This window comes from Sporosarcina sp. Y352, assembly GCF_056786535.1.
The window spans coordinates 109,519-135,322 of record NZ_JBXCJE010000008.1 but is presented as its reverse complement, the minus strand read 5'-3'; the positions used below and the strand labels follow the sequence as shown (position 1 = coordinate 135,322).

General features: G+C 39.0%; 25 protein-coding genes, 1 other RNA gene and 3 pseudogenes. 24 read left to right on the top strand and 5 right to left on the bottom strand.

Going from position 1 to position 25,804, the window contains the following annotated elements:
- Positions 1 to 66 precede the first annotated feature (66 nt).
- The 15 genes and pseudogenes from gap (at position 67) to AC1TO6_RS14455 (ending at position 13,448) form a co-directional block, all read left to right on the top strand.
- Positions 67 to 1,074: a type I glyceraldehyde-3-phosphate dehydrogenase gene (gene gap, locus AC1TO6_RS14525; protein ID WP_482102329.1), complete on the top strand. Its 1,008-nt coding sequence runs from the start codon at positions 67 to 69 to the stop codon at positions 1,072 to 1,074.
- A 110-nt stretch (positions 1,075 to 1,184) separates the two neighbouring features.
- Complete coding sequence (locus tag AC1TO6_RS14520) at positions 1,185 to 2,369, top strand: phosphoglycerate kinase (RefSeq protein WP_482102328.1); 1,185 nt, start codon at positions 1,185 to 1,187, stop codon at positions 2,367 to 2,369.
- Between the two features lie 15 nt (positions 2,370 to 2,384).
- Complete coding sequence (gene tpiA / locus AC1TO6_RS14515; protein ID WP_482102327.1) at positions 2,385 to 3,146, top strand: triose-phosphate isomerase; 762 nt, start codon at positions 2,385 to 2,387, stop codon at positions 3,144 to 3,146.
- Positions 3,139 to 4,665, top strand: a complete 1,527-nt coding sequence (gene gpmI, locus AC1TO6_RS14510; RefSeq protein ID WP_482102326.1) for a 2,3-bisphosphoglycerate-independent phosphoglycerate mutase — start codon at positions 3,139 to 3,141, stop codon at positions 4,663 to 4,665. The genes tpiA and gpmI overlap by 8 nt, the downstream gene beginning before the upstream one ends.
- 14 nt (positions 4,666 to 4,679) lie before the next feature.
- A complete protein-coding gene (gene eno, locus AC1TO6_RS14505; RefSeq protein WP_482102325.1) occupies positions 4,680 to 5,975 on the top strand; it encodes a phosphopyruvate hydratase in 1,296 nt (431 codons plus the stop codon).
- Between the two features lie 211 nt (positions 5,976 to 6,186).
- Positions 6,187 to 6,414, top strand: a complete 228-nt coding sequence (secG, locus tag AC1TO6_RS14500) for a preprotein translocase subunit SecG (protein ID WP_482102324.1) — start codon at positions 6,187 to 6,189, stop codon at positions 6,412 to 6,414.
- A gap of 164 nt (positions 6,415 to 6,578) precedes the next feature.
- Positions 6,579 to 7,325: an alpha/beta hydrolase gene (locus tag AC1TO6_RS14495; RefSeq protein ID WP_482102323.1), complete on the top strand. Its 747-nt coding sequence runs from the start codon at positions 6,579 to 6,581 to the stop codon at positions 7,323 to 7,325.
- Positions 7,326 to 7,393: 68 nt separating this feature from the next.
- Entirely contained in the window at positions 7,394 to 9,700 is a 2,307-nt protein-coding gene (gene rnr, locus AC1TO6_RS14490; protein ID WP_482102362.1) for a ribonuclease R, read from the top strand.
- A gap of 151 nt (positions 9,701 to 9,851) precedes the next feature.
- The gene (gene smpB, locus AC1TO6_RS14485; RefSeq protein WP_482102322.1) at positions 9,852 to 10,319 is read left to right on the top strand and encodes an SsrA-binding protein SmpB; all 468 of its coding nucleotides are present in this window, start codon (positions 9,852 to 9,854) and stop codon (positions 10,317 to 10,319) included.
- 80 nt (positions 10,320 to 10,399) lie between these two features.
- Positions 10,400 to 10,760: a transfer-messenger RNA gene (gene ssrA / locus AC1TO6_RS14480) on the top strand.
- Between the two features lie 268 nt (positions 10,761 to 11,028).
- Entirely contained in the window at positions 11,029 to 11,268 is a 240-nt protein-coding gene (locus AC1TO6_RS14475) for a hypothetical protein (protein ID WP_482102321.1), read from the top strand.
- Between the two features lie 95 nt (positions 11,269 to 11,363).
- Entirely contained in the window at positions 11,364 to 11,909 is a 546-nt protein-coding gene (locus tag AC1TO6_RS14470) for a T6SS immunity protein Tdi1 domain-containing protein (protein WP_482102320.1), read from the top strand.
- 683 nt (positions 11,910 to 12,592) lie between these two features.
- Positions 12,593 to 13,048 carry an SMI1/KNR4 family protein gene (locus tag AC1TO6_RS14465; protein ID WP_482102319.1) on the top strand — a complete coding sequence of 152 codons (456 nt, stop codon included), beginning with the start codon at positions 12,593 to 12,595 and terminating at the stop codon, positions 13,046 to 13,048.
- Between the two features lie 19 nt (positions 13,049 to 13,067).
- Positions 13,068 to 13,241: pseudogene (locus tag AC1TO6_RS14460) on the top strand (endonuclease V); the annotation flags it as partial.
- Positions 13,242 to 13,274: 33 nt separating this feature from the next.
- The gene (locus AC1TO6_RS14455; protein ID WP_482102318.1) at positions 13,275 to 13,448 is read left to right on the top strand and encodes a hypothetical protein; all 174 of its coding nucleotides are present in this window, start codon (positions 13,275 to 13,277) and stop codon (positions 13,446 to 13,448) included.
- A 185-nt stretch (positions 13,449 to 13,633) separates the two neighbouring features.
- Here AC1TO6_RS14455 and AC1TO6_RS14450 read toward each other — a convergent pair whose 3' ends face one another.
- The gene (locus AC1TO6_RS14450) at positions 13,634 to 14,212 is read right to left on the bottom strand and encodes a TetR/AcrR family transcriptional regulator (protein ID WP_482102317.1); all 579 of its coding nucleotides are present in this window, start codon (positions 14,210 to 14,212) and stop codon (positions 13,634 to 13,636) included.
- 435 nt (positions 14,213 to 14,647) lie between these two features.
- On the opposite strand from AC1TO6_RS14450, the gene AC1TO6_RS14445 reads away from it, so the two are divergent.
- Entirely contained in the window at positions 14,648 to 15,559 is a 912-nt protein-coding gene (locus AC1TO6_RS14445; RefSeq protein ID WP_482102361.1) for a DsbA family protein, read from the top strand.
- Positions 15,560 to 15,908: 349 nt separating this feature from the next.
- Here AC1TO6_RS14445 and AC1TO6_RS14440 read toward each other — a convergent pair whose 3' ends face one another.
- A complete protein-coding gene (locus AC1TO6_RS14440) occupies positions 15,909 to 16,733 on the bottom strand; it encodes an STAS domain-containing protein (RefSeq protein ID WP_482102316.1) in 825 nt (274 codons plus the stop codon).
- A gap of 413 nt (positions 16,734 to 17,146) precedes the next feature.
- Here AC1TO6_RS14440 and AC1TO6_RS14435 point away from each other — a divergent pair, with 413 nt between their 5' ends.
- The 6 genes and pseudogenes from AC1TO6_RS14435 (at position 17,147) to AC1TO6_RS14410 (ending at position 21,832) form a co-directional block, all read left to right on the top strand.
- Positions 17,147 to 17,629, top strand: a complete 483-nt coding sequence (locus tag AC1TO6_RS14435) for a hypothetical protein (RefSeq protein WP_482102315.1) — start codon at positions 17,147 to 17,149, stop codon at positions 17,627 to 17,629.
- A gap of 14 nt (positions 17,630 to 17,643) precedes the next feature.
- Complete coding sequence (locus AC1TO6_RS14430; RefSeq protein ID WP_482102314.1) at positions 17,644 to 18,123, top strand: hypothetical protein; 480 nt, start codon at positions 17,644 to 17,646, stop codon at positions 18,121 to 18,123.
- A gap of 450 nt (positions 18,124 to 18,573) precedes the next feature.
- Positions 18,574 to 18,825, top strand: a complete 252-nt coding sequence (locus AC1TO6_RS14425; protein ID WP_482102313.1) for a hypothetical protein — start codon at positions 18,574 to 18,576, stop codon at positions 18,823 to 18,825.
- Between the two features lie 466 nt (positions 18,826 to 19,291).
- Positions 19,292 to 19,746 (top strand): annotated as a pseudogene (locus tag AC1TO6_RS14420) (DUF2247 family protein).
- Positions 19,747 to 20,138: 392 nt separating this feature from the next.
- The gene (locus AC1TO6_RS14415) at positions 20,139 to 21,104 is read left to right on the top strand and encodes an aromatic acid exporter family protein (protein WP_482102312.1); all 966 of its coding nucleotides are present in this window, start codon (positions 20,139 to 20,141) and stop codon (positions 21,102 to 21,104) included.
- Positions 21,105 to 21,382: 278 nt separating this feature from the next.
- The gene (locus AC1TO6_RS14410; protein ID WP_482102311.1) at positions 21,383 to 21,832 is read left to right on the top strand and encodes an SRPBCC family protein; all 450 of its coding nucleotides are present in this window, start codon (positions 21,383 to 21,385) and stop codon (positions 21,830 to 21,832) included.
- 332 nt (positions 21,833 to 22,164) lie between these two features.
- Here the strand turns inward: AC1TO6_RS14410 and AC1TO6_RS14405 are convergent, their stop codons facing one another.
- Both AC1TO6_RS14405 and AC1TO6_RS14400 read right to left on the bottom strand, forming a co-directional pair.
- A complete protein-coding gene (locus tag AC1TO6_RS14405; RefSeq protein WP_482102310.1) occupies positions 22,165 to 23,337 on the bottom strand; it encodes an MFS transporter in 1,173 nt (390 codons plus the stop codon).
- Positions 23,338 to 23,374: 37 nt separating this feature from the next.
- Positions 23,375 to 24,214, bottom strand: coding sequence for a pirin family protein (locus AC1TO6_RS14400; RefSeq protein WP_482102360.1), 840 nt, complete (start codon positions 24,212 to 24,214; stop codon positions 23,375 to 23,377).
- Between the two features lie 224 nt (positions 24,215 to 24,438).
- On the opposite strand from AC1TO6_RS14400, the gene AC1TO6_RS14395 reads away from it, so the two are divergent.
- A complete protein-coding gene (locus AC1TO6_RS14395) occupies positions 24,439 to 24,801 on the top strand; it encodes a winged helix-turn-helix transcriptional regulator (RefSeq protein WP_482102309.1) in 363 nt (120 codons plus the stop codon).
- A gap of 142 nt (positions 24,802 to 24,943) precedes the next feature.
- On the opposite strand, the pseudogene AC1TO6_RS14390 reads toward AC1TO6_RS14395, so the two are convergent.
- Positions 24,944 to 25,021, bottom strand: a pseudogene (locus AC1TO6_RS14390) (IS3 family transposase); the annotation flags it as partial.
- A 193-nt stretch (positions 25,022 to 25,214) separates the two neighbouring features.
- On the opposite strand from AC1TO6_RS14390, the gene AC1TO6_RS14385 reads away from it, so the two are divergent.
- Positions 25,215 to 25,466, top strand: a complete 252-nt coding sequence (locus tag AC1TO6_RS14385; protein ID WP_482102308.1) for a hypothetical protein — start codon at positions 25,215 to 25,217, stop codon at positions 25,464 to 25,466.
- Positions 25,467 to 25,804 lie beyond the last annotated feature (338 nt).

Sequence of the window (25,804 nt, the reverse complement as noted above, 5' to 3'; positions counted from 1 at the left end):
TTTAAACAGGATTTTTGTAGTTAAAGTTAACATTTGAATACATTAAATTTACTGGAGGAATATCCTATGACATTGAAAATTGCGATTAATGGATTTGGAAGAATTGGACGGGTTGTATTTCGTGAGGCTATGAAACAAAAAGATATTGAAATCGTAGCAGTAAACGATTTGACTGACGCAGCAATGCTAGCACATCTATTGAAATATGACTCCGTGCATGGCATTTTCGACGCTGAAGTCAGTTCAGAAGAGAATACGCTTGTTGTAAACGGTAAAAAAGTTAGAGTCTACGAAGAGAGAGATCCAGCACTACTACCATGGGGAGAGCTTGGAGTCGATGTTGTTATTGATTCGACTGGCGTCTTCCGCGACAAGGAAAAATTGAGCAAACACTTAGAAGCAGGAGCGAAAAAAGTCATTCTTTCTGCCCCAGCTAAAGGTGATCTAACAACACTCGTTATGGGTGTTAACCATGAAACATACAATCCAGAATTAGACGATATCGTATCAAATGCATCTTGTACAACAAATTGTCTAGCTCCAGTCGTGAAAGTTCTAAATGATCAATTCGGCGTAAAACGCGGTTTGATGACTACGATTCATTCTTATACGAATGATCAGCGCATTCTAGACCTACCACATGAGGATTTCAGACGTGCTCGTGCAGCTGCCGAATCCATGATTCCGACAACAACTGGTGCGGCGTCTGCAGTGACAATCGTAATTCCTGAATTAAAAGGAAAACTTGATGGCATGGCTGTGCGTGTACCGACGCCGAACGTTTCACTTGTCGATTTCGTTGCAGAACTCGGGACAGATGTGACGGTGGAGGATGTGAACAATGCATTCAAACATGCAGCTGAGAATGAATTGAAAGGTTTCTTAGTCTACAATGAACTGCCATTAGTTTCAAAAGACTATAATGGAAATCCTTCCTCTTCGACTGTAGATGGTCTATCAACAATGGTACTCGAGAAAAACATGATTAAAGTAATTTCTTGGTACGACAACGAAACAGCTTACTCTGCACGTTGTATTGATTTGGCACTTTACATGTACCAAAAAGGCTTGTAAACAGTTAAATATAGCCATACATCAGTAGACGGCTTATAATATAGTTGGGTAAGAGGAACGGGGTTACCCCGTTCCTCCTTTTTAAATTTAACTTGAAGGTGGCGTTTTTCATGGTGTCGAAAAAGACGATGAAGGATATGCAGTTTGAAGGGAAACGGGTTTTTTGCCGGGTAGATTTCAATGTGCCTATGGAGGATGGGAAGATTACGGATGATACGAGAATCCGTGCAGCAATCCCAACGATTGAATATTTGGTCGGACAAGGCGCAAAAGTCATTCTTGCAAGTCATTTAGGACGTCCAAAAGGCGAAGTGAATGAAGACGTGCGGCTTACCGCTGCAGGAGTCAAACTTGCTGAACTGATGAGTAAGCCGGTTACAAAACTCGATTCGTCCATTGGAAGCGAAGTGGAGAAAGCCATTTCAACAATGAAAAACGGCGATATCGTTCTGCTTGAAAATGTCAGGTTCCATGCGGGAGAAGAGAAAAATGATGCGAAACTTGCAAAGGAATTTGCAGGATTAGCTGATCTCTTCGTCAACGACGCTTTCGGTGCTGCACATCGTGCACATGCATCTACGGCGGGTATCGCAGCGTATATTCCAGCTGTTTCTGGACTATTACTTGAAAAAGAACTGGATATTCTCGGCAAAGCTTTGTCGGAGCCTGAGCGTCCGTTTACAGCGATTATCGGTGGAGCTAAAGTGAAGGACAAAATTGACGTCATCGATCATCTTTTAGATATAGTGGATAACTTGTTAATTGGCGGGGGACTGTCGTATACATTTTCGAAAGCACAAGGCTATGAAACAGGAAATTCATTGCTTGAAGAGGATAAAGTCGACTTGGCGAAATCATTTATTCAAAAGGCTAAAGAAAAAGGCGTTAACTTATATTTACCAATTGACGCTGTAATCGCTGATGCTTTTTCGAAAGATGCGAATACGAAAACGGTGAAAATTGACGCCATACCAGAAGGATGGATGGGACTCGATATCGGATCGGAAACAGCTGCATTGTATTCGGATGTTATTAAAGATTCAAGTTTAATTATCTGGAACGGACCGATGGGCGTGTTTGAAATGGAGCCATTCGCTGGTGGAACCAAACAAGTTGCTGAAGCGATGGCTGAAACAAAAGCCTACACGGTCATTGGTGGAGGCGATTCAGCTGCCGCTGTCGAAAAGTTTGGCGTAGCAGGAAAAATGGATCATATTTCCACTGGTGGGGGTGCATCTCTTGAGTTTATGGAAGGGAAAGACTTGCCAGGAGTCACTGCACTGAACGATTACTAAACGGAGGGAATTATTTTGCGAAAACGAATAATAGCTGGGAACTGGAAAATGTATAAGAATGCAGACGAAGCGAGAGACTTCGTTGAAGTAGTGAAAGGAAAGATACCCGTTTCAGAAAGAGTGGAAGCAGTTATCTGTCCACCTGCTTTATATCTTTCTGAACTTGCACAGATTACAAAAGAATCGGTGCTCGGTATAGGTGCACAAACAATGCACGATACGAAAGAAGGAGCATACACGGGAGAAGTAAGCCCTGCGATGCTTTCGGCGATTGGCGTAAATTATGCCATCCTCGGCCATTCTGAACGTCGTCAGTACTTCAACGAAACAAATGAAACTGTAAACAAAAAAGTTCATGCTGCATTCGAGTACAAGCTAACGCCAATTGTCTGCGTAGGAGAATCACTTGAAGAACGTGAAAGTGGCAAAACCAACGATATCGTTGCTTTACAAGTGCAGAAAGCTTTCGAAGGAATCAGTTCCGATTTAGCTTCAACAGCGGTTATTGCCTATGAACCAATCTGGGCTATCGGAACTGGAAAAACGGCTACTGCATTAGATGCGAATGAGGTGTGTGGCGTAATTCGCTCGACAATCGGAGACCTGTTTACGAAACAAGTTGCAGATCAAATTCGTATTCAGTACGGCGGCAGTGTTAAACCTGATAACATTGTAGAACTTTTAGCAATGGAACATATTGATGGCGCTCTTGTCGGCGGTGCTAGTTTGGACCCTAATTCATTCTTGAAACTGTTAGAGGCTGGGGCAAATGCGTAAAAGTCCGGTAGCTTTAATCATAATGGATGGCTTTGGCCTTAGAGACGACAAGATAGGCAATGCCGTTGCACTGGCTAATAAGCCGAATTACGATATTCTCTGGAACAACTTCCCACATGAAACGCTGACAGCTAGTGGAGAAGCGGTAGGTCTACCTGAAGGGCAGATGGGTAATTCTGAAGTAGGCCATCTAAATATTGGTGCCGGGCGCGTTGTTTATCAAAATCTAACACGTATTAATAAATCAATTAGAGAAGCAAACTTTTTCGACAATGAGACACTTTTACGGGCAGTAGAACATGCTAAGAAACATGGCTCTGCACTTCACTTGATGGGATTATTATCAGACGGCGGAGTCCATAGCCATTATGAGCATTTGTTTGCACTCCTCCGACTTGCAAAGATGAATGGAATTGAAAAAGTCTTCGTCCATGCTTTCCTTGACGGCCGAGATGTGAGTCCACAATCTGCCCTATCTTACATTGAGAAAACTGAAACAGTTATGCAAGAACTCGGCATAGGTAAATTTGCGAGCATTTCAGGGCGCTACTACGCAATGGATCGTGATAAGCGCTGGGAGCGATTGGAAAAGGTCTACCAGGCGATTGTAGAAGGTGCTGCTTTGACAGCAGTTACGCCAACTGCCGGGGTACTGGCGTCATATGAGCGGGGCGTTCATGATGAATTCGTAGTCCCTTTCATTATTGAAGAACTTGGCCAGCCAGTTGCGACGATAGAAGATGGAGATGCAGTTGTATTCTTTAACTTCCGACCAGATCGTGCCATTCAATTATCACGTGCGTTAACGGATCCTGCATTCGGAGAATTTGAAACAGGAGTTAAAATGTATAAAGATTTGAAGTTTGTCACATTTACACATTATAGTGACGACATCACAGCAGATGTCGTCTATAATAGTGAAAACTTAGAAAATACGCTTGGCGAAGTTATTTCTCGAAACAGCTTAACTCAACTTCGGATTGCAGAAACAGAAAAGTATCCACATGTTACCTTTTTCATGAGCGGTGGACGGGAAGATAAGTTCGAAGGAGAAGAACGAATTTTGATAGCCTCGCCGAAAGTTGCAACGTATGACTTGCAACCTGAAATGAGTGCTTTTCAAGTGACTGAATCCTTGATTGAAGGAATTGAAGCAGATCGTTTCGATGCGATAATTCTTAATTTCGCAAATCCGGATATGGTAGGGCATAGTGGAATGTTGGAACCTACCATCAAGGCGATTGAAACAGTCGACTACTGCCTTGGTAAAGTTATCGACGCAATTCACGCAAAAGGCGGTTCTGCTATCATCACGGCTGACCATGGCAACGCCGATGAAGTGACTACGCAGGACGGCGCACCGATGACGGCGCACACGACGAATCCTGTTCCAGTTATTATTACAAAACCAGGAGTCTCTTTGCGGGAAGGTGGAATACTCGCAGACCTGGCTCCAACAATGCTAAAATTGTTACAAATAGAACAACCGGCAGAAATGACCGGCACACCATTATTTTAAAAGGGGAGAAATATATGCCAATCATTACACTTATCCAAGCTAGAGAAGTACTTGATTCACGTGGGAATCCAACAGTAGAAGTTGAAGTATTTACACAAAGCGGTGCATTCGGTCGTGCCATCGTTCCATCTGGCGCTTCTACAGGCGAGTATGAAGCGGTGGAATTACGTGATGGTGATGAGGGGCGTTACTTAGGTAAAGGTGTCCTGCAAGCAGTTGACCATGTGAATGAAGTCATTTCAGAGGAATTGGAAGATGCATACTCGGTACTTGATCAAGTAACGATAGATCATGCACTTATTGAACTAGATGGAACTGAAAATAAAGGGAAGTTAGGCGCGAATGCCATTCTAGGTGTATCCATTGCTGTTGCACATGCAGCTGCAGATTATCTAGACATTCCACTTTACCAGTACCTAGGCGGCATCAATGCTAAGCAATTACCGGTACCGATGATGAATATTCTTAACGGTGGTGAGCATGCCGATAATAACATCGATATTCAAGAATTCATGGTTATGCCAGTCGGTGCAGAATCTTTCCACGAAGGCCTTCGTATGGGTACTGAAATATTCCATAGCTTGAAAGCTGTATTGAAAGGTAAAGGGTTAAATACATCTGTTGGTGATGAAGGCGGCTTTGCTCCGAACTTATCATCCAACGAAGAAGCACTGTCAATCATCCTTGAAGCAATCGAAAAAGCTGGCTACACGCCGGGTGAAGATGTACTTCTTGCGATGGACGTAGCTGCTTCTGAATTCTTCAACAAAGACGATGGCACATATAATCTCGCTGGAGAAGGTGTCGTTAGAACGTCTGCAGAAATGGTGGACTGGTACGAAGAGCTTTGCAGTAAATATCCGATTATCTCTATCGAAGACGGTTTGGATGAAAACGACTGGGCGGGTCATAAACTATTGACTGAACGCTTAGGTAAAGAAGTTCAACTTGTCGGAGATGACTTATTCGTAACGAATACAGAGAAGCTTGAACGAGGCATTCAAGAAGGTATTGGTAACTCAATCCTTATTAAAGTGAACCAAATCGGTACATTGACTGAAACGTTCGATGCAATTGAAATGGCGAAGCGTGCAGGCTATACGGCAATCATTTCTCACCGTTCGGGTGAATCAGAAGATACGACAATCGCTGATATCGCAGTTGCGACAAACGCAGGTCAAATTAAGACTGGCGCACCTTCACGTACGGACCGTGTTGCAAAATACAACCAATTATTACGTATTGAAGATCAGCTAGATGATACTGCTGTTTATCTTGGTGCTAAGACGTTTTATAACTTGAAGAAGTAAAAGGTTTTATTAGAACCCCGCCTAGTGCGGGGTTTTGTGTCGATGTGTTTGAATTGAGACTGTAAAGCAATGAGTTGTTTGTGATTATATGGCGAACGAAGCCTTAGGTTGTATAGACTACTGCCATGAAAGTAGTACAATAGGTTGTAACCACCGTCCGTCTTTGGTAAAATAAAACTGTTGTGAAGTTCGAATCGGGAGGTGGAACAAAATGCATGCTTTGCTGATGACACTGCTCGTAATCGTAGCACTATCATTGATCGTAGTCGTATTATTGCAATCTGGGAAAAGCGCAGGTCTATCAGGAGCCATCTCTGGTGGAGCGGAACAGCTATTCGGAAAACAAAAAGCGCGTGGACTTGACCTTGTACTTCAAAGGGTTACTGTTGTACTTGCCGTTTTGTTTATCGTATTGGCAATCGTCATTATGAAAGTATAATCTTTTGCATGTTAAACTATAAATAGACCACTATCGCCTGACCTTCCGACTGGTCAGGCATTTTTTATAAAAAATAAGAAAGTATAAGCTTCGCTACTGAGGTCGTGTCTAGACCTCAAGCGCCAAAGCGGTACCTTAGGCTATTCTTCGAAAGGATGATTGAATTGAGAATTGCACAACCTAAACCATTTTTTTTCGAGAGAGGGAAACGTGCAGTCTTACTTCTTCACGGATTTACAGGTACATCTGCAGATGTCCGAATGCTAGGACGATTTCTTGAGAAAAAAGGATATACAACACTTGCGCCTCATTATAAAGGCCATGGCGTACCGCCAGAAGAGTTAATACATACTGGTCCAGAAGAATGGTGGGAAGATGTTCTTTCAGGCTACCGTCAATTGCAAGAAGCGGGTTACGATGAAATCGCAGTAGCTGGATTATCCCTAGGTGGCGTATTTTCACTGAAATTAGGGTATAACAAACCAGTGAAAGGCATTATTACGATGTGCGCGCCAATGTCGATGAGAACGACGGATGTAATGTATGAAGGTGTTATTAAATATGCACGTGAATATAAGAAATATGAAGGAAAAAGCGAAGAAGAAATTGAACTTGATATTGAGGACTTACGTGGCGAAACAATGCCTTCACTCAAAGATCTTCGCGAGCTTGTCTACGAGGTGCGGGACAATATCGATCACATCTATTCTCCGCTATTCGTCGTGCAAGGAACACTCGATGAAGTAATTGATCCTGATTCCGCAAATGTCATATATAAGACTACAGAATCAAATGAAAAACAAATCAAATGGTATGAAAAATCGGGGCATGTTATTACACTCGGACCGGAAAAAATGAAACTTCATGAAGATATTTTTGGATTTCTGGAATCATTAAACTGGAATGTGTGAACAATAAGACTTATGACCATGCTATAGACTTAGAAGGAGTGACGCAATTGGATAGTTTAGAAAAAGACATGCAAGAAAAATTGCTGTCTCTAATGAAAGAAGAAACTTATAAGCCACTAACTGTACAGGAAATACAAGAAGTAATGGGATTTGAACAAGCTGCGGAATTCAAAGAACTTGTAAAAATGCTCGTGCATCTTGAACAAAAAGGGCTGATCATTCGTTCGAGATCGAATCGTTATGGTGTGCCAGAAGGCATGAACCTATTACGTGGTAAATTCATCGGACATGCAAAAGGTTTCGGTTTTTTTGCACCGGAAACTGAAGGAATGGACGATGTTTTCATCCCGCCACATGAAGTGAATGGCGCTATGAACGGGGATACTGTTCTCGTACGTGTCGCTAATGCCACATCAGACGGAAGACGTGAAGGGGCAATTACGCGCGTCGTGGAACGTAAAACAACAAAAGTTGTAGGCATGTACCAGGACAACAAAGGCTTCGGTTTCGTTGTTCCCGATGATAAAAAACTGCCTATGGACGTATTCATTGGAAAAGGCGATTCGCTTGATGCAGTTGACGGCCACAAAGTCGTTGTTGAAATAACTGACTGGCCTGTTGACGGGAAATCAGCAACAGGTATGGTGACACAAATCCTTGGACACAGAAATGATCCTGGCGTGGACATCTTGTCCATTATCCATAAGCATGGAATTGAAATTGATTTTCCACAAGCAGTACTAGACCAGGCAAATAAAATCCCTGATGAAGTTCAGGAAGAAGATTTGTTTAAACGTCGTGATCTTCGTGAAGAACTCGCAATTACAATTGATGGTGCGGATGCGAAAGACCTTGATGATGCCATTTCAGTTGTAAAAAATGACAATGGTAACTATATATTATCTGTTCATATTTCGGATGTCAGTTATTATGTGACGGAAAACTCTCCAATGGGCGATGATGCTTACGACCGTGGAACAAGCGTTTACTTGACGGATAGAGTTATTCCGATGTTGCCGCATAGATTATCGAACGGAATTTGTTCATTGAACCCGGGCGTTGATAGGCTTACTTTGTCTTGCGCAATGACGATAAATCGCAATGGGAAAGTCGTTGAACACGAAATATTTGAGAGTGTGATTCGCTCCAAAGAACGCATGACCTATCAAGAAGTCTATAAAATCATCGAAGAAAAAGATGAAGAGCTTTCAGTTCAGTATGCACATGTCGTTCCTATGATTAACCATATGGCTGACCTCGCGGGTATTTTGAAACAGAAGAGAGAAGATCGTGGAGCCATTGATTTCAATTTCAAGGAATCGAAAATCCTTGTTGATGAAAAAGGATGGCCAACTGATGTTGTCATTATGGAACGTACTGTATCAGAACGCCTTATTGAAGAATTCATGCTTGCTGCGAACGAAACGATCGCGGAACATTTCCACTGGCTTAAAGTACCTTTCATTTACCGAATTCACGAAGATCCAAAGGCTGAGAAATTACAACGCTTTTTCGAATTTCTAACTAACTTCGGCGTTGTTGTAAAAGGAACGGGGAATAAGGTCCATCCAAAAGCATTGCAGGAAATCGTTGAATCGATTGAGGGTCTTCCAGAAGAAACGGTTATTTCTACAATGCTTCTTCGTTCAATGCAACAGGCGAAGTATTTAGATCAAAGTCTGGGACACTTTGGATTATCCACAGAATTTTATACCCATTTCACGGCACCCATCCGTCGCTTCCCAGATTTGATTGTTCATCGCTTGATCAGGACATATCTAATCGAAAAAGATGTTTCGGCACAGACGCTTGCGCATTGGAGCGCGATATTATCCGATATCGCTGAGCATACATCTGAACGGGAACGTCGTGCGGTCGAAGCTGAACGCGATACAGAGTCATTGAAAAAAGCTCAGTTCATGCTCGATAAAATTGGAGAAGAGTTTGAAGGAGTTATCTCGTCGGTGACAAACTTCGGTTTGTTTGTCGAACTAGAGAACACAATCGAAGGACTTGTCCATGTCAGTCATATGACGGATGATTATTACCGATTTGACGATAGACAAATGATGATGATTGGGGAACACTCTGGTAAGCAATTTAGGCTTGGCGATGAAGTAACTGTGAAAGTGATTTCCGTAAAACCGGAGGAATCGGCAATTGATTTTGAAATCGTTGGGATGAAACAAAACGTTCGTCGTACACGTAAGGAATCGCCGAAAGTCATCCATGCAAAGAAAAGAGACGGTGACAGTAAACCCGGTGACAAGTCAAAAGATAAAAAGAAAACCGGAACATATAGCAAAAAGAAAAAGTTTTATGAAGGCGCGGCTAAAAAAGCGGGCGGAAAACCTAAGCCTAAAAAGAAAAAATAAAATTGGAGCGGTATAGGCCGCTCCCAAGTTAAGCCTCCGGCGGGATGTCACAAGTTTTGAAAGGTTACCTACCTGCGTCCTACAGGCACAAGTGCAATTCGAAATTGGGACGCCATTACGCCGGGGCGTAATGGATTAAGGGGTGAAAGAAATGGCGAAAGGCCAGGGGAAAGTAGTCGCTGTTAATAAAAAGGCGAATCATGATTTTGCAATAGAAGAAACGATTGAGGCAGGTATTGTCCTTCTAGGTACTGAAATCAAAGCAATTCGCAATAGTAAAGTCCAACTGAGGGACGCTTTTGTAAGAATCCGCAATAACGAAGCATGGATTACCAATATGCATATTAGTCCATATGACCACGGGAATCAGTTTAATCATGATCCGGTTAGGTCGAGGAAACTGTTGCTCCATAAAAAACAGATTAGCAAATTGATTGGACAAACGAAAGAACAGGGAACTTCAATTGTTCCGATTAAGATGTATTTAAAAGACGGTTTTGCAAAAGTATTAATAGGCGTAGGTAAAGGGAAGAAAGATTACGATAAACGCCAGGATCTCAAGAAAAAAGATGCAAAACGTGAAATAGATCGTGCTCTTAGAGATAAACAAAAGTATTGAAGTTTATGTAAAAATGAGGTATACTGATTAGTGTTCAAGTAGTTCAGAAGCCTTGAAAAAGGCCATCCTGACATCCCTTTGGGGGCGTTACGGATTCGACAGGGGTCGTCTGAGCTTGAGTTGCGCGTCGGAGGGCCCGGCTCCGTCAGAAACGGCACCTTATAATAACAGGCAAAACTAACAACAACCTAGCATTCGCAGCGTAAGCTGTTGAATCTGCCTTACACTTCCATCGCCCATGTGGCATTTGTAGGGCTCAACCTTTAGTGGGATACGACGGCTGTTGCCTCTTGAGGCAGCCGGAAGAGACTTCCAAGATAGCGTACATGACGCCCTGATTGCCGGCATAATGCCACGCGAATCCAAATAGACAATCTACACGCGTAGATGCTTAAGTGTTAGAGCCTCTGGACGTGGGTTCGACTCCCACCGTCTCCATATTTGTTGTCACAGCAACGTTTAAGCGATGTGTGGCATCATTATGGCAACAATATATATAACAAAGACGATTTCATCTTTTGATGAGATCGTCTTTTGTTTAGGGGATTTTGCGGTACCTAGTGAGTGCTGCCTGTGCACGGTGCAATTCAGACATGATTCAGAATTAATTCGAATTGTGTGATGAACAGGCAGACAAAACTATAATCCGCTACTCTTTTCCCACCAAACAAAAAGAACATTTCATTTAAAAATGAGAGGATGAGTAAAAATGGATAATTCACAAGAGAGAATCTGTAAGTTTCTAACTCAAAATAAGTTAAAATTCATCAGTGAAGATCAAGTAGCTAAAAAGTTCGCATACAAGAACATACTGACTTTTTACATTGGAAAAGAAGGATGGTCAGCCTATGGTATTGATGGAAGAGACTTTAAAGGTCGAAACCATCAAACATCTAAAGTTGGATTTCTTATTACTGAGTATAAAGATTCTGAAAAGGATATATATTAAAAAGTTGAATTTATGGGGAGGGGAAAGAGTTATTTAATAGAAAATAAAAGCAACATTTTATGATTAAGCCAAGAACACAATAAGGGGCTTTTTAAGTGGAAACTATATTTAGCGATTTTATTAAACATGAAACTGTTGATGAAGATGTTATTTTGAAGTATAAGGATAAACTTCCTGAAGAGTTAATAGAAACATGGGAAAAATATGGTTTTGGTAGTTTCGTAAATAACTATTTAAAAGTTATTAATCCAGACGATTATTTAGATATTTTAGAGAGAAGTTACCTAAGGTATGAGCAGGCGATTCCTATTTTTACAACTGCAATGGGTGATATTATAGTATGGGAAAAAGATAAGTATGTAAATTTATTAAACTTTAGGAAAGGATATGTTAATGTTGTTTCATCCGGATTTGAATTCTTTTTTGATGATTTAAAAGATAATGACTTTATGAACGATGAATTAATGTGGCAGCCTTATCCTGAAGCGACTAGTAAATATAGTGCCCCTAACTATGACGAGTGTTTTGGATACACCCCTTTATTAGGATTAAGTGGAACAGAAAAAGCTGGAAATCTAAAAAAAGTGAAACTAATAGAGCATATATTAATTGTCACTGAATTCATGGGTCCTATTGAATAACAAGAAACTCAGTTTTAGATAAGACGAGTCGAGTGAACAATGATTAACTCATAAACTAAGCTGGAAGATGTATTTTCTTCCAGTTTTTTTATATCTTTCATCCCTTTTTTATATTGTAATTATTAACTTTTAAACATAAGTCGTTACAGAAGTTGATGAAGTTACCAACACTCCAAGATAACATTATAATATTAAGAAGGTATAGGAATGTTATGGCTGGAGGATTATCTTGCATGAAATAAATTCAATAAAAAGAATCCAAGTTGTTGGTAGCAACAAGGATACGTTAGATAAATAATTTAATCATCGCGACGGTAATTCAACAAAAGAAACGATTTAAATCAAGTAAGAAATGTGGTAAGTACAGAGAAGATGGCGTCCATCTATTCCCCAATTTACCAAGATGTCGTCAACAGTTCACTAGGCAAAACTCAAAATAAACTAGATCTTTTATCTAACACTCATTACCAATTGGGTACGCCAAAGTATTTGATTCGAAATCGAAATGGACGGCTACTCGGCCGAAAGGAACTCAACAAACATATGAAGTTTTTAACAGCCAGTTTGGTAAAATTAAACCTAATCCTAGTTTTCCTATAGAGCGAAAAAAATTCAATGCAGATACAAGAGAATATTGGAAATTGAGAGTAGAAAATAAATAAATTGTAGAGAGGGATTGTATTATGAATAAAAAAAATTTAGAAATGAAAAAAAGACACGAAGCTCTTTATTCTGATGATGGAATTAACAATGAAGAGTTAATAGAAATAGAAAAAATGTTAGAAATAGAATTGCCAGAAACTTTTTGCGAAATATCAACATTTTTTAGTGGGGGATATTTGGGTAGTATAAGTAATTATTCTTTTTCCAGGGTAGGTAACAGCTTAAATATCATCGATGAAACGATTAGATTGAGAGAGTCTGTAAATTTGCCAACTAGATTTGTCGTTCTAGCTGAGCCATCAGAAAGTCTTATAGTCATGGATACAAAAAATACTCCTTCAGTTATTTGGTTTGATGCAGCGGAAATTTCTGAATTAGAAAAAAAATCTTTTACCTCAAAACCAGATGAATGGGAGACCTATGCTGATTATTTTAATGCACAACTTGAGGAAGAAGAGGAAGAGCAAGGGTTATAGGTTATACAGCTTAGAACACTTAAGGACGACAAAAAGTGTTAAACTCATCTTTGTTTCTTGTGGAAACTGGATTGATTTAGATACAAGCACCGAAATGGTTATGAACTGTATCAATAAAGAGAGTCGTTTACCAATTCCTGTTAGATTAGCAGATTTAGAAACACATAAAGTGAGAAAACAACTAACACAATGATGATTAGAGCATTAAAAAAAATTGTTACCTAGATTGGCTAATGCTAATCTAGGTTTTTTTATAGAAGAGGGCTCTGGCACCAATATTACAAAAGCTGATGATGTTGTAGAGAAGAAAAGTGATAGTATTGGTGACGTTGCGGGTAAGGTCACGGTAAATGGTATTTTGCATGATATAAACGCAATGCAAAATCCTAGTTATTGGTAGCAATAAGGAACCGTTAGATAAATAATTAAATCATTGCCGACGTTAATTCAACAAAGGAGCGTACTCCATCACGGATACGCTCTTTATTATATTTATAAAAAGAGTAGAACTCCTATGCATTTTGAGTCCTGTTATTCCACGAGACAAAAACACTCCGGATACTAATAAACAGAAACAACCAACATTTACAACTGTTTCTTCGTAACTCCAAAGTCAATCCCAAAAATGATATAAGGAATGGCCGATTTGATAAATTCCTCTGGCGCTATCTCCTTACTATATCTTTTCCACTCTACAGAAGCTCCATAAATTCCCCAGCTTAATATGACAGCAGTAATATTTAGAGCTTTATCCTCTTCAGTTTTATTTTGTTTTAACAGCATTTTATAAAAAATGATTTCAAGCTGCTCCCTAATGATACGGGCAATTGTATATTCGTATCCTCTATGACAACGACTGGATAATGATTTTTGAAAATTTGTAATCGCTTTGAAAATGTTAACCAGCATTTCTTCATTTAGTTCATTTTTTTGATAGTAGTCAAAATCCAAATTAACCAATAATACTTCCGATAATACCTTTTCCAATAAATCATATATATCTTCAAAATGATAATAGAATGTGGCACGATTAATCATAGCTTCAGCAGTAATATCCTTAACGGTAATATCCTTAAATTCAGTTTTACTTGATAGTTCCATAAAGGAATCCATGATTAATTTTCGGGTACGTTGAATTCGAGGATCCGTTTTTGGTTGAGTCATATTGATCTCCCTCCTACTTTTTAAACAAATTCTTCAATGTGTTGTATAAACGACATTTCCAACGAACTATTGGTGTTGATAATTTTCATTATGTTATAAGATTCAATTGTAAGCAAATAATCCACTTTCAAAGCGATGTTTAATAACCATGCATTGTAATCCATAATAGGGGGGAGTTGTTTGGTTAAAATCGGTATAGTTACTGGGAGCACAAGAGATGCAAGAGTGAATTTACAAATTGCAGAATGGAGTTTAGTATGAAAAAACCAGTGAACGTGAAGGGTTTATTTTCGTCAAACGGAATATACTAAAGCCGTTACGTCCAAATTAATAGATGTTATTGACTATCTAGTCGTTGAATGGAATTCTATCTTGTGTGAATGTAAACGTAATTATAAAGAAATGAGGGATGATCAATTGAAGAACAATAATAATATGATTTGTGATTTAGAAACTGGTGTATGCGGAGTAGCTGGAGAAGAGGAAATTGAAATCATCGATTTTAATCAACCAGAAAAAAAGATTAATCTTTATTATGTGACAGATCCCATTTGTTCTCATTGTTGGGCAATTGAGCCGACACTTCGTCGTTTTGTAGAGCAATATGGTGATTATTTTAATTTTCATACGGTTATGGGCGGTTTGCTGGAAAAATGGCATGATGGACCAATCGATCCTGCTAACGGAATATATAAACCAGCTGACGTTGCTGGTCATTGGAGAGAAGTTGGAGAACATTCAAGAATGCCAATTGACGGTACTTTAATGATTGATAATCCAGTTCAATCTTCTTACCCGGCTTCTCGTGTGTTTAAAGTAATCCAAAAAAATCATAATGATGCTACAGCATTTGAGTATTTACGCCGTGCCAGAGAAGCACTTTTCGCATTTAATCAAAATATTTCAGATCCATCGGTTATGATTGACATCGTAAATAAACTTGGTCTTGATGGAGAAGCCGTTGTAAATGAAGCCGAACAACCAATTGGACAACAATTATTAAATAAAGATTTTGAACTAGTTAGAAGCCTAGGTGCCAGAGGATTCCCTACAATTATCATGATGAATGAGGATAATAAAGGTGTGAAAATTGTTGGTGGACGTCCGTTTGAATACTATGTTGACGGATTAAAACAAGTGCTAAACACGGAAGAGCTTCAACCAAAACAACAACCATCCCTTTCTAGCTTGCTTGAAAAAGAAAAACTTCTATTTTCCAAAGAAATTGAAGTCATGTACGATCTTGAACAATCAGAGATTAACTCTTATATTGAAAAAGAGCTTACACCAGATCGTTATCAAACGCAGGAAATTCTAGGAGAATTCTATTTTACAACTACTAAATAGGTTGGACCTGTGCATCAAACAAAGACAAGCAATTCACAGATCTAACTAAACATACGGAAAACAGTGGTCTCCAATTTTTCTGACTTTCATTGTGATATTATACAATAGCAGTGAATTACCAAGTTTGTGCCGCATGCAGATACCTAAAGAGACGATTTCATCTATCCAATAGATGAAATCGTCTCTTTTTACGTATAAAGATTTTAACGACAAATTAAATGAAGTATACTTTGGTCAAGCAAAGAAAAACAATTCACACATCTGAATTCACATACAAAAAAGCGGTAATTCACCACGATTACATATTATATAAGCGTAGACTAGGTATGTACTGCGATTTCTAATTTCATTATTTTAGTAAGAATTCATTTAATGCTTGTTGTAAAGTACCAAAGGTTTTCGTGTCTTTATCAAAATTAATACCTAAACTATTCAACTGTCTAACAACATCTGGACGCAAGCCAGTAATGATTGTGCGACATCCCATCATGGAAGTACCGTAAATCGTTTTCATAAGATGTTCAATTACATTACTTTCCATACTTGCTATGCCAGATAAGTCAATGATTAATGTTTGAGTATGAAGTCTGTTAATCTCCTCTAAAACCTTTTCCTCTAGGATAGTTGTTCTAAATGTGTCCATTGCGCCAATTAAGGGAAGTATACATATGTTTGGCGTTATCGGAATAATGGGGACAGATAAATTTGCAACTATCTCCTTTTGAGCTAAAATCAGTGAATCTTTAAATGTTGAATAGCTAATAAAGAATGAATTTAAAAAGTCATCTATTTGGCTATTAAATTGTTTTTCCAATATGAAAACCATATCAATCGTGAAATTTTGCTCATCCTTGTTATATTCTTGTATGAAGTTCCAAAGAGTTCTGCGAATCGCTTGTACCCATTCCAGTTTAAAAGATAAAGCTATGGAATGTGTAGCCCATGCGATTCCTTCTTGTTTAGCAAATAACTGAAGTTCCTTAAGTTTATCGCCTTCAATGACATAGTTAACAAGTTTGTGTGCATTGTTAATGAGGTCAATTTCCCCAAATCTTAAAATATCATCAATTTTATCTCTTACATTTCCAGCTTGACCTAGTAATTGGTTTTCAAAAGCTTGTTTATGATTTTTAATATAAGGTTTAATATCCTCATCTATCCATACGTTTTCCAAAACTCTTCCTCCTCAGATAAATATCCCCTGATTCCTCTATTCCCATATATGTACATTTTAAACGAAAAAAACAATTATACCAACAATTAAACGGCGATCTGAACTAACACGTCCCATACCCGCTACTTTTTCGTCATATGGACAAACTAAATTTAAAAGCTTTGTTGGTCGCTTTGATGGTTTGGTGGGAAACCTTTCGATTGGTCGGCCACTTTGTGGGTTTCGTTGGACACTTGAAATTTAGTGCCTCTGCATCAAACAAAGACAAATAATTCATACATCCAAGTAAACATTCAAAAAAGCCGTAAATCGCCAACCTTTCTGACTTTCATTTTAGTATTATACAATTGTAATGAATTACTTGATTAGTGCCACACACGGGTACCGATTTTTAAGAACCCTTGCCTTATGCCATGGGTGCGTTTGACTTCTTTACGGAAGATATCGGTACTATGCTTAGCGCCGATGCGACAGCAACTGAGAGATTAGAAGCTGCGGCTTTTACTATCATTAAAGCTGCTAAAGCACTTGATACTTTGAATGATATTCGGAAATTCGGGGATAAGGTTAAGGATGTTGGGACGATTGGTAAAGGTAATGTAGATGACTTTTCAAAGGAACCTTTTTTACCAGATGAGGCATATGGTAAAAATTTTCCTAAATTCGTTGGACCTGGGACGAAGAGTCTTAACAAGTATGATGAATATGGTAATATTAAACAAACTAAGTATTACGATGATTATGGTAGAGAAAAGGGATGGGTTGATTTTACAAGTAATGGTTATCCTGACAATCATAGTGTTCCACATTGGCACGAAGTTCAATGGAATGAAAGATATCCTATAGGTGGTTATAAGATTGATCACCGTATGGATACGAACATCCCTTTAAAATGAAAGGTAGTTGAAATATGATTAAATTGCAAACTCCAGATGCCAATAACAACAGTAATTTTATCAAGAAATTATTTAGTGTGATTTGTACAGAAATGCGTGAAATATATTGGGGAGTTGGGGATATAGAGATAGTACCTCGATATGTGAGTGATGATCCAGGTTCTGGTCTTCATAAAAATGATGAAATTGCATGGAAGTTCGGAGAAAAAGTAGAAAGGGATAAAATAGTTTATTTGGAAGAAGCAAATCTCTTTGAAGTTTTAGACGATACTCAATCGATTAGGAACGGGGTTTTCGTTTGCTTTTTAAATAATAATCTCTATGATTATAACTTTCGTCCAAGGGTGGAAGTAAAAGAAATCAATAATATGCAACATCCATTAGCATATTTAGAAATTAGAATTTTAGATGGAGACTTATTTTTTATCTTGAGTAATGATAATAAGATAATAAGTAAATTAAAACATGAATTCTCTGAATCGCTTTTGGATTAAATCATAAACAATAAAACCTTGATTTAGATTGTACTTGCCTAGCAAAATGAGATACATATAAATTGGAAATTCTTTTGGTGGGAAATAGGGATGGTAAGATATGCATCCAGCAAAATTTCCAAATGAACACCAAGCTGGTATTCATGGAAAAGGTTCACCTTCACAACAGCCCTAAAACAGACGGTGTCTGCCCCTGACTCACCCAAATGCGAATCAGATGACTGCGTTGGCGCCAATTGCGTAGGATCTTATGACGATGGAAACATGGGTTTCAGATATTGAAGGGCTGTTTACAGATGTAGTTACTGCCATTAATTTTCCAGAGAATTAATTTCAGGTACCTATTTAACATAATAGGTACCGATTACTAACTATAGAACAGCGCATGACAAAACAATAGAATCTGGAAGGCCGTGGAATTGGAAGAAAGACTATGAGGAGTGAAGATTCATGGCAGTTTTTGTATTGATGTTGAAGGAGTTTGAGGACGAAGATAGGGTAGTATATCTGTATGGACCAAATGAGAATTCAATGGGGCAAATTGAATATGATAAAAAAAATAGGGTTATAAACAAGATTTATCCAATAAATTCACAGGAGTTTGCTGATGATTTCTTCTTTAAGCGGGCAGGAAGACGTCTTTCAAGAATGATTATTAAAGAGAATCAAAACTTTGTTGATCGAACAACTATAGAATCTTGATAAATGCTAATGATTTTGTGTTTTTTTAAGTGAGAGTCTTCTTTCGGTAAACAGATAAAAAATGCCAAAGCGCTTTGTAACCTTTTCATAGTCTATTACAGATAATGAAATAGATGTCGTGACAAAACTAACGGAGTTGTCTATTCAATTAGAGCAGCTCCTACTCGGTAGCTATCAAACCTTACTAATCAATAATAATTAGACAACGGAAAGTATAGAAAAAAGAGTTCCCTCATGTATCAAAGGAACATGGTTTTTCTATGTTGTTGATAATTATTTTAGATTTGCGGAGGAGTTTCCACTGGTAGGGGGGGACGACGTTAAAAGGGAATTATAGCAAATAACAGGGAGTAATAATGGCGAAAAAGGTGTTTTTGAATGGATTGTTGAGCCACAGGATATTCATTGAAAATGGTGTTATACCGGTAAGCCAAATCAAATCCCAAAATAGTAGGAGTTGAATAATATGAACTTAAAAGATTTAAAAAATCGACATATTAAGTATGACTGGAAAACTATTTTAGTAAAGACGTTATTTCTGACTATGCAGTAGAGTTGATGGAGATTGGTGATGAAAGTGGGTTTGTTAGTGAACTTGCATGGGGTGTATCTAGTGAAGATTTAGATAAAGTGATGTTAGAAATAAAAACTAATTATTTCCCTCAATTAGATGAAGAAAGCACGATATTAGTAGAGGAGAATAGAAAACTCAGATTTGTTTGTTTGTCTGGAATAAAAGAAAGATGTAAAGAAGATAATGAATTATTAAATAAAATTGCAGAGTTTTATGGAAATCATCACTACCCAGAAGATATGGTGAGTTTTGTTAATTATATGCCTCAAGAAGTCCCAACTACGAAAGAAAATATGGTAAATAGGTTAGATAGATTTTTAAAATTAGAGAGTGTGAGATTTAGTTAGCTATTTGACCAGTTTAGTAATCGTGTCTAATGGTTGTTACTACCACTTATGACGCCAGATTTTTTTAGAACCAGGCACTTTGTAAAGTTGGAAATTCCTACGCTCGGACATTCTTGATAAGACATCTACATCCAGACGACAGAAGGTGTGGATATCCATCTTAATGCGTCGGATATATGTCACGATTCATTATCTACATGTTAAACTAAAGGCAGATGAATTTCGAGGAATAGGTGAACTATTCTTAGAATACACAACAAGTTTATTGATATTCATCGAAGCAGATGCCAACCGGTTATGGTTTCAGTGATTGTACACATATGTGAATGAACGTGAATGTTTAAAAAAGGTAACCTGTAAGGGTTACTGAGAAAATAATAGGTGGTGCTTCCATGATTGGCATGGGCTATCGGACGATCAAGACTGCTGTCGGAGCAGGGCTGGCAATTTGGATCGCGAGTTTATTGGATTTGGAATTTGCAACGTTTGCAGGAATTATTGTTATTATGTGTATCGAGAAAACGAAGAAAAAGACATTAATTACAATGAAGGATAAATTCTTTTCCTCTCTCTTATCCTTGATGATTGGTGCTTTGTTTTTTGAAGTATTAGGTTATCATCCCATTGTCTTTTCCTTATTTATTTTATTGTTTATTCCAATCCTAGTAAGAGTTCACATCCAGGCTGGTTTTGTCACAAGCATGGTTGTCGTATTACATGTTTATACGGTTGAGGATGCTACCTGGGCTCTGTTTCTGAACGAGGTCTATATTATTTTCATCGGTATGGGAATTGCTCTTCTCGTCAATAGTTTCATGCCAAATTTCAAGCGAGATATTGAAAACTTTAAGAAGGAGATTGAACAAAAGTTTGAAATTATTCTCTTTGAATTCTCTGCCCATTTAAGGGATAGTGAGCGAAACTGGGACGGGAAAGAAATACTTGAGGTTGAAGATTTGATTAATCAATCCAAAAACGTTGCCATTCAAGATGAAGAAAATCGTCTGTTGCAAAAACGGAATATAGATTATTATTATCTGGAAATGCGAGAGGATCAACTGGAACTCTTAAAACATATGATGAAAATCGTTGCTATTTTCTCTTCTTCCAGCCTAGACGTCAAACAGAAAGAAATGTTTGCAGACTTCTTGGAGAAATTAAGTCGGAACGTTCATTCAGGAGATACAACAGACATAACATTAAATGAGTTAGAGGAATTAAATGCCTTAATCGGCGAGATGGAGTTGCCGAAGACAAGAGAAGAATTTGAAATACGGGCGAATTTATTTTATTTGATTTTTGAAATGAAAAACTACTTAAACATAAAGAGAAAACTTTTTACAAAAAGAAGTCGATAGGGGAAGAATCCTGAGAGAGAGTATTCAAATGATTCATCACGATTTTATTAGGCAGCTTGTAAGGTCTGGATTCGGTATTGCACCGGGTTCAGGCCTTTTCGTTTTGCCTTGATTCGTTTGTGATGAGTGGTGGCACCCTCCATTCATGTACATAATGGGTAGTTGCGGTATAATACTAGTTGGTGAATATATAGAATAAGTCTACGAGAATGATAGCAAAATCCCTTGAGGCTTAATTTTAAAACACATTGAAAATAGAAACGAAAGTAGTGAAACGTATGGCAATCGCATCGCATTCCGTAAACATTTCAGCATCGGTAGAGAACGTATGGGAATATGTTAGTCACATTGAAAACTGGGCAACGATGGTTCCAGCTTATAAGGAGCATGAACAAATTGATGAACAAAAGTCGGTTTGGACATTTGAAGGAAACTTCAAGGGCCTAAAAAAGACGGTAAAAATGGAATTAGACATTACTGAATTTCACGCGCCATCGACGATTCGTTTTGAAATAAAAGGGTTAACGGATAAATTCACTGGGAGTGGACAGTTTACTGCCGATGAAACAGCAGAGCAAACAACGATGACAGGGACAATTGAGGTAAATGCGGGTGGCTTATCAGGTGCAGTGTTGTCACCTGTTCTTAAAATGGTATTACCGAAAGTAACATCACGCTTAACAGAGAAAATTGCGCGTCAAATTAAACAAGACAAGGTGCTTGTCTAATCTACTTTTCTATATCTGAACACAAGAATAGCTTCAAAGTAAATAAAAGAGTGCCTGCCGGCCATACGGTTTACATTTGTATGATTGGCAGGGACTCTTTATTTTTTCCTTAATTCCCAGTTTTATACTGCGGGAAACCATTTGTTTCATTCTTTTTTGAAAATATATACTTCCACGACAAGTTTGAAGTGATTTTGTGTCTTCTTATCGAAGCAACCTGCCTTGATTTCGGAATAACAACTTACCTATAATTTGGTCGTATTGTTAAGCGGAAAACAATAGTTCATTAAATCAGCGGCAGTCTAGGAGTTTTTTTCCCTAGGCCGCTTATTTTATCCTAATTGTTGTTTTCTTTTTATGGCAGTAGCAGCAATTTGCATGACCATCATGGCTAAGTTAATTACAATCAGCCCCACTATTGCTGATGAAAAGCTATCTGTTGCATCGTAAATCCATCCAAGAATAAGGGGGCCGGTTGCCCCAATTACATAGCCTACTGATTGAGTCATGGCAGACCAAGCAGCCGCTTCCTGAGGACTGTCGGTAGCATCCAAAGGCAGTAGTAGATTGAGAGAAAATAATCCGCCGGCGCCTATTCCAATAAAGAACGTGGCAACTAAGGGTTCAAATGAGTACGCAAGCATCACAATCCCGACCAGTTGCAACAGCGCTGAAACCATTAGCCAAAGGCGACGGGAAGGGAATTTACGAAGTAAGATTGGCAGAACAAGACTTACGGGAATCTGAACAACGACGAAAATCGTAAGCGCGCTTGCAGCGTAGGACTTACTATAGCCCATCCCTTGAATAATCTCTGGCAACCAAGCTGTGAATGAATAGAATAGCATGGCCATAAAGCCAAACGTCAGTGTAAGAAGCCAAGCTTTCTTATTTGTCCATGGCATTCTCGTCTTCGTGCCGGTTGAAGCAAGATGATCTTGCGGTTTAATATGTCGCATAACGAACAACCACCATAACAGCACTGCAACGAATGCGAGTAACCCCCATATCCCGAGAGCGTTCTGCCAAGAGTTCATACTACTCTGCATCGGTACGATTAAGCTCGAACTTAATGCTGCTCCTAGAGTAAGCGCAACCGTGTATATCGCAATCATCGAGGGTACATGCTTAGGGAAGTGGCGCTTAATAAATCCTGGAAGAAGCGGTCCGGCAAATGCAATCCCTATACCTGCTATCAAAGCAGTAATTAACAAAAATGAGGTTGAATGCGTGAAGAACCTAAGAATAGTACCGACTCCGATGACAAGGAGCGACCATCCCAATACCCGCTCAATACCCCACTTTCCGCTGAACTTTACGGCTAGAGGAGCGAAGAGTCCCATGCAAAGAACAGGGATTGAGGTCAGTAAACTTGCTACGGAGGCGCTCATTCCTAAGCTGGTTCTAATCGTTTCGAGCAATGGAGCGATTGAGTTAATTGACGGACGCAAGTTCAAAGATGCAATAAATAAAGCTATTATCATTAAAATATATCTTTTTTTCATGAAAATTTCATCTCTCCTTATGAGATATTATTATAAATTAAAATTTACCATCCCTATAATCGCTATAAGCTTGTTTGATCTCTTGTTCGGTGTTCATGACGAAGGGGCCTCTTGCAACGACAGTTTCGCGAATCGGCTCGCCGGCATACAACATGACACGCATGTTGCTGCGTGCTTCAATCTTTATTTCGCTCCGCTCGGCAGTTCCCGCAGATCCCATCCATAATACCTGGCCTTGTTTCCCTAGTGTACTATCGGACCCAAAGGAGCCTTCGCCTTCCAAAATATACAGAAACCCGTTGTAGGACGCTGGAAGTTCATACTTGTAGTTTGCGCCCTTCTCCATATTGATTTCAGCCATCGTAATAGGGATAATATTTAATGTATCTGAGTCCTGTTCGCCAACTGATCCGGAAAATAGACGGATTTCAGTCCCATTTTCATGGATGACAGGCATATCGGTCTTCCGCAAGTCTTGGTATCTGGAGGGTGACATCTTCTGTTTCGAGGGAATGTTTACCCACAATTGAAGAAGGTTTACTGTCTCGCCCTTTGCCGCGTCCTCGAGGTGTTCAACGCCACTGCCCGCAGTCATCCATTGTGCATCTCCGGCATGAAGTACACCTGTTCCATGCTTGCTGTCATAATGGTTAAGGTTGCCGTCAATCAAAAAAGTGACCGTCTCCATTCCTCGATGAGGATGCTTGCCAAATACTCCGCTGCGCATATGGTCATGTGCCATGAGCAGAAAAGGATCATGCGCTTCCCAATGACCGGGTTCAATTATCCATGCCATTGTATGAATGTCGCTATTTCGTTCGAAGGTAGGGGTGCGGACACTTTCTATATCTCTACTAAATACATCTAGATTTGTCATCATAATCTTCCTTCCGTAAATTATTTATTACTAACTAACAAAGGTGTTAGGTGGTATGTATTCATTATGCAGTGAATCGAATGATTTAAAAAGTACGCACAATAATGAAACCGCGTATCTTTAAAGTAACCTTGCGGGTTAACAAAGCCTCTGGACGCCTTTACAGCGTATTAAAATTGAAATTACGATACAATGGGTTGGACAACAGCTTGGGGGAATCAAAAATGGATGAAAAACCAGATAATTGTAAAGTCGCGACAACGTTGGATATGATTGTGGGCAAGTGGAAAATCGCCATAATGCTTCATTTGCTTCATAACGGGACGATGAGGTTTAGTGAATTACGAAAAGTGATGCCCGCCGTTACTCCAAAAGTGCTCACTTCTCACTTACGAGAGTTGGAGGAGGAAGGAGTAATCTTGCGGGTAGTTTACCCTCAAGTTCCTCCGAAGGTTGAATATTCGATGACCGAATACGGGGAATCGCTCCAGACGGTTCTTGATATGATGCATGACTGGGGAGTGTCACATATGGAACGAAAGCAAGGGTTGCAATCGCGACAACTGTTTGAGAATGACAATGGTTAACAATTGACACTTACTTTTAATACAGGAGTGTGCAGAAAGTCCCAGCACCTGACAGGATACCATTACGATAAGGATAAAACCCTTGATAAATAAGGATTCCCCCCATTTTGAAGTGACCCCGAAAAGTTAGACAGCTATATTGTTAGGCAACTTGTAAGGTCTGCACACGGTATTGTACCGGGCTCAGGCCTTTTAGTTTTGTCTTGATTCGTTGGTGATTAGTGGTGGCAGTCTTCACTCATGTACATAATGGGCAGTTGCGGTATAATACTGGTCGGTGAATTTAAAGACTAAGTCTACGAGAATGATAGCAGTAGATTCCCTTGAAACTTAATTTTAAACCACATTGAAAATAGAAAAGAAGGTAGTGAAACGTATGACAATACTTTAGTTACATTGAAAACTGGGCAACGATGGTCCCAGCTTATAAGGAGTATGAACAAATTGATGAACAAAAGGCGGTTTGGACATTTGAAGGGAACTTCAAGGGCCTAAAAAAGACGGTAAAAATGGAATTAGACATTACTGAATTTCACGCGCCATCGACGATTCGTTTTGAAATAAAAGGGTTAACGGATAATTTCACAGGTAGTGGACAGTTTTCTGCCGAGGAAACAGCAGGGCAAACAACGATGACAGGAAGTAAATGCGGGTGGCTTATCTAGGTGCTGTGTTGTCACCTGTTCTTAAAATGGTGTTGCCGAAAGTTACATCACGTTTAACAGAGAAAATTGCGCGTCAAATTAAACAAGACAAGGTGCTTGTCTAATCTACCGTCATTCAGAAAGGTGCCTGGTTCGAATACAATTCAGAACTATTTTGGATCCAGGCACTTTAACTCATTCTGGGAAGCGGTCTATACAATCTTTCTTTACCTGAATACGAGAATAGCTTCAAAGTAAATATAAGAGTGCCTACCGACCATACGGTTTACATCTGTATGGTTGGCGGGTACTCTTTATTTTTTCCTTAATTCCAAATCGTATACTGCGGACAACCATTT

What these genes read in the sequence shown, in the direction of transcription:
- AC1TO6_RS14520 (WP_482102328.1), top strand. Translation starts at nt 1,185, where the DNA reads ATGGTGTCGAAAAAGACGATGAAGGATATGCAGTTTGAAGGGAAACGG.
- eno (WP_482102325.1), top strand. Translation starts at nt 4,680, where the DNA reads ATGCCAATCATTACACTTATCCAAGCTAGAGAAGTACTTGATTCACGT.
- gap (WP_482102329.1), top strand. Translation starts at nt 67, where the DNA reads ATGACATTGAAAATTGCGATTAATGGATTTGGAAGAATTGGACGGGTT.
- AC1TO6_RS14405 (WP_482102310.1), bottom strand. Translation starts at nt 23,337, where the DNA reads ATGAAAAAAAGATATATTTTAATGATAATAGCTTTATTTATTGCATCT.
- AC1TO6_RS14445 (WP_482102361.1), top strand. Translation starts at nt 14,648, where the DNA reads ATGATTTGTGATTTAGAAACTGGTGTATGCGGAGTAGCTGGAGAAGAG.
- AC1TO6_RS14475 (WP_482102321.1), top strand. Translation starts at nt 11,029, where the DNA reads ATGGATAATTCACAAGAGAGAATCTGTAAGTTTCTAACTCAAAATAAG.
- AC1TO6_RS14400 (WP_482102360.1), bottom strand. Translation starts at nt 24,214, where the DNA reads ATGACAAATCTAGATGTATTTAGTAGAGATATAGAAAGTGTCCGCACC.
- AC1TO6_RS14410 (WP_482102311.1), top strand. Translation starts at nt 21,383, where the DNA reads ATGGCAATCGCATCGCATTCCGTAAACATTTCAGCATCGGTAGAGAAC.
- secG (WP_482102324.1), top strand. Translation starts at nt 6,187, where the DNA reads ATGCATGCTTTGCTGATGACACTGCTCGTAATCGTAGCACTATCATTG.
- AC1TO6_RS14415 (WP_482102312.1), top strand. Translation starts at nt 20,139, where the DNA reads ATGATTGGCATGGGCTATCGGACGATCAAGACTGCTGTCGGAGCAGGG.
- AC1TO6_RS14385 (WP_482102308.1), top strand. Translation starts at nt 25,215, where the DNA reads ATGGTCCCAGCTTATAAGGAGTATGAACAAATTGATGAACAAAAGGCG.
- AC1TO6_RS14395 (WP_482102309.1), top strand. Translation starts at nt 24,439, where the DNA reads ATGGATGAAAAACCAGATAATTGTAAAGTCGCGACAACGTTGGATATG.
- gpmI (WP_482102326.1), top strand. Translation starts at nt 3,139, where the DNA reads ATGCGTAAAAGTCCGGTAGCTTTAATCATAATGGATGGCTTTGGCCTT.
- AC1TO6_RS14425 (WP_482102313.1), top strand. Translation starts at nt 18,574, where the DNA reads ATGGCAGTTTTTGTATTGATGTTGAAGGAGTTTGAGGACGAAGATAGG.
- rnr (WP_482102362.1), top strand. Translation starts at nt 7,394, where the DNA reads ATGCAAGAAAAATTGCTGTCTCTAATGAAAGAAGAAACTTATAAGCCA.
- AC1TO6_RS14465 (WP_482102319.1), top strand. Translation starts at nt 12,593, where the DNA reads ATGAATAAAAAAAATTTAGAAATGAAAAAAAGACACGAAGCTCTTTAT.
- AC1TO6_RS14435 (WP_482102315.1), top strand. Translation starts at nt 17,147, where the DNA reads ATGGGTGCGTTTGACTTCTTTACGGAAGATATCGGTACTATGCTTAGC.
- AC1TO6_RS14430 (WP_482102314.1), top strand. Translation starts at nt 17,644, where the DNA reads ATGATTAAATTGCAAACTCCAGATGCCAATAACAACAGTAATTTTATC.
- smpB (WP_482102322.1), top strand. Translation starts at nt 9,852, where the DNA reads ATGGCGAAAGGCCAGGGGAAAGTAGTCGCTGTTAATAAAAAGGCGAAT.
- AC1TO6_RS14450 (WP_482102317.1), bottom strand. Translation starts at nt 14,212, where the DNA reads ATGACTCAACCAAAAACGGATCCTCGAATTCAACGTACCCGAAAATTA.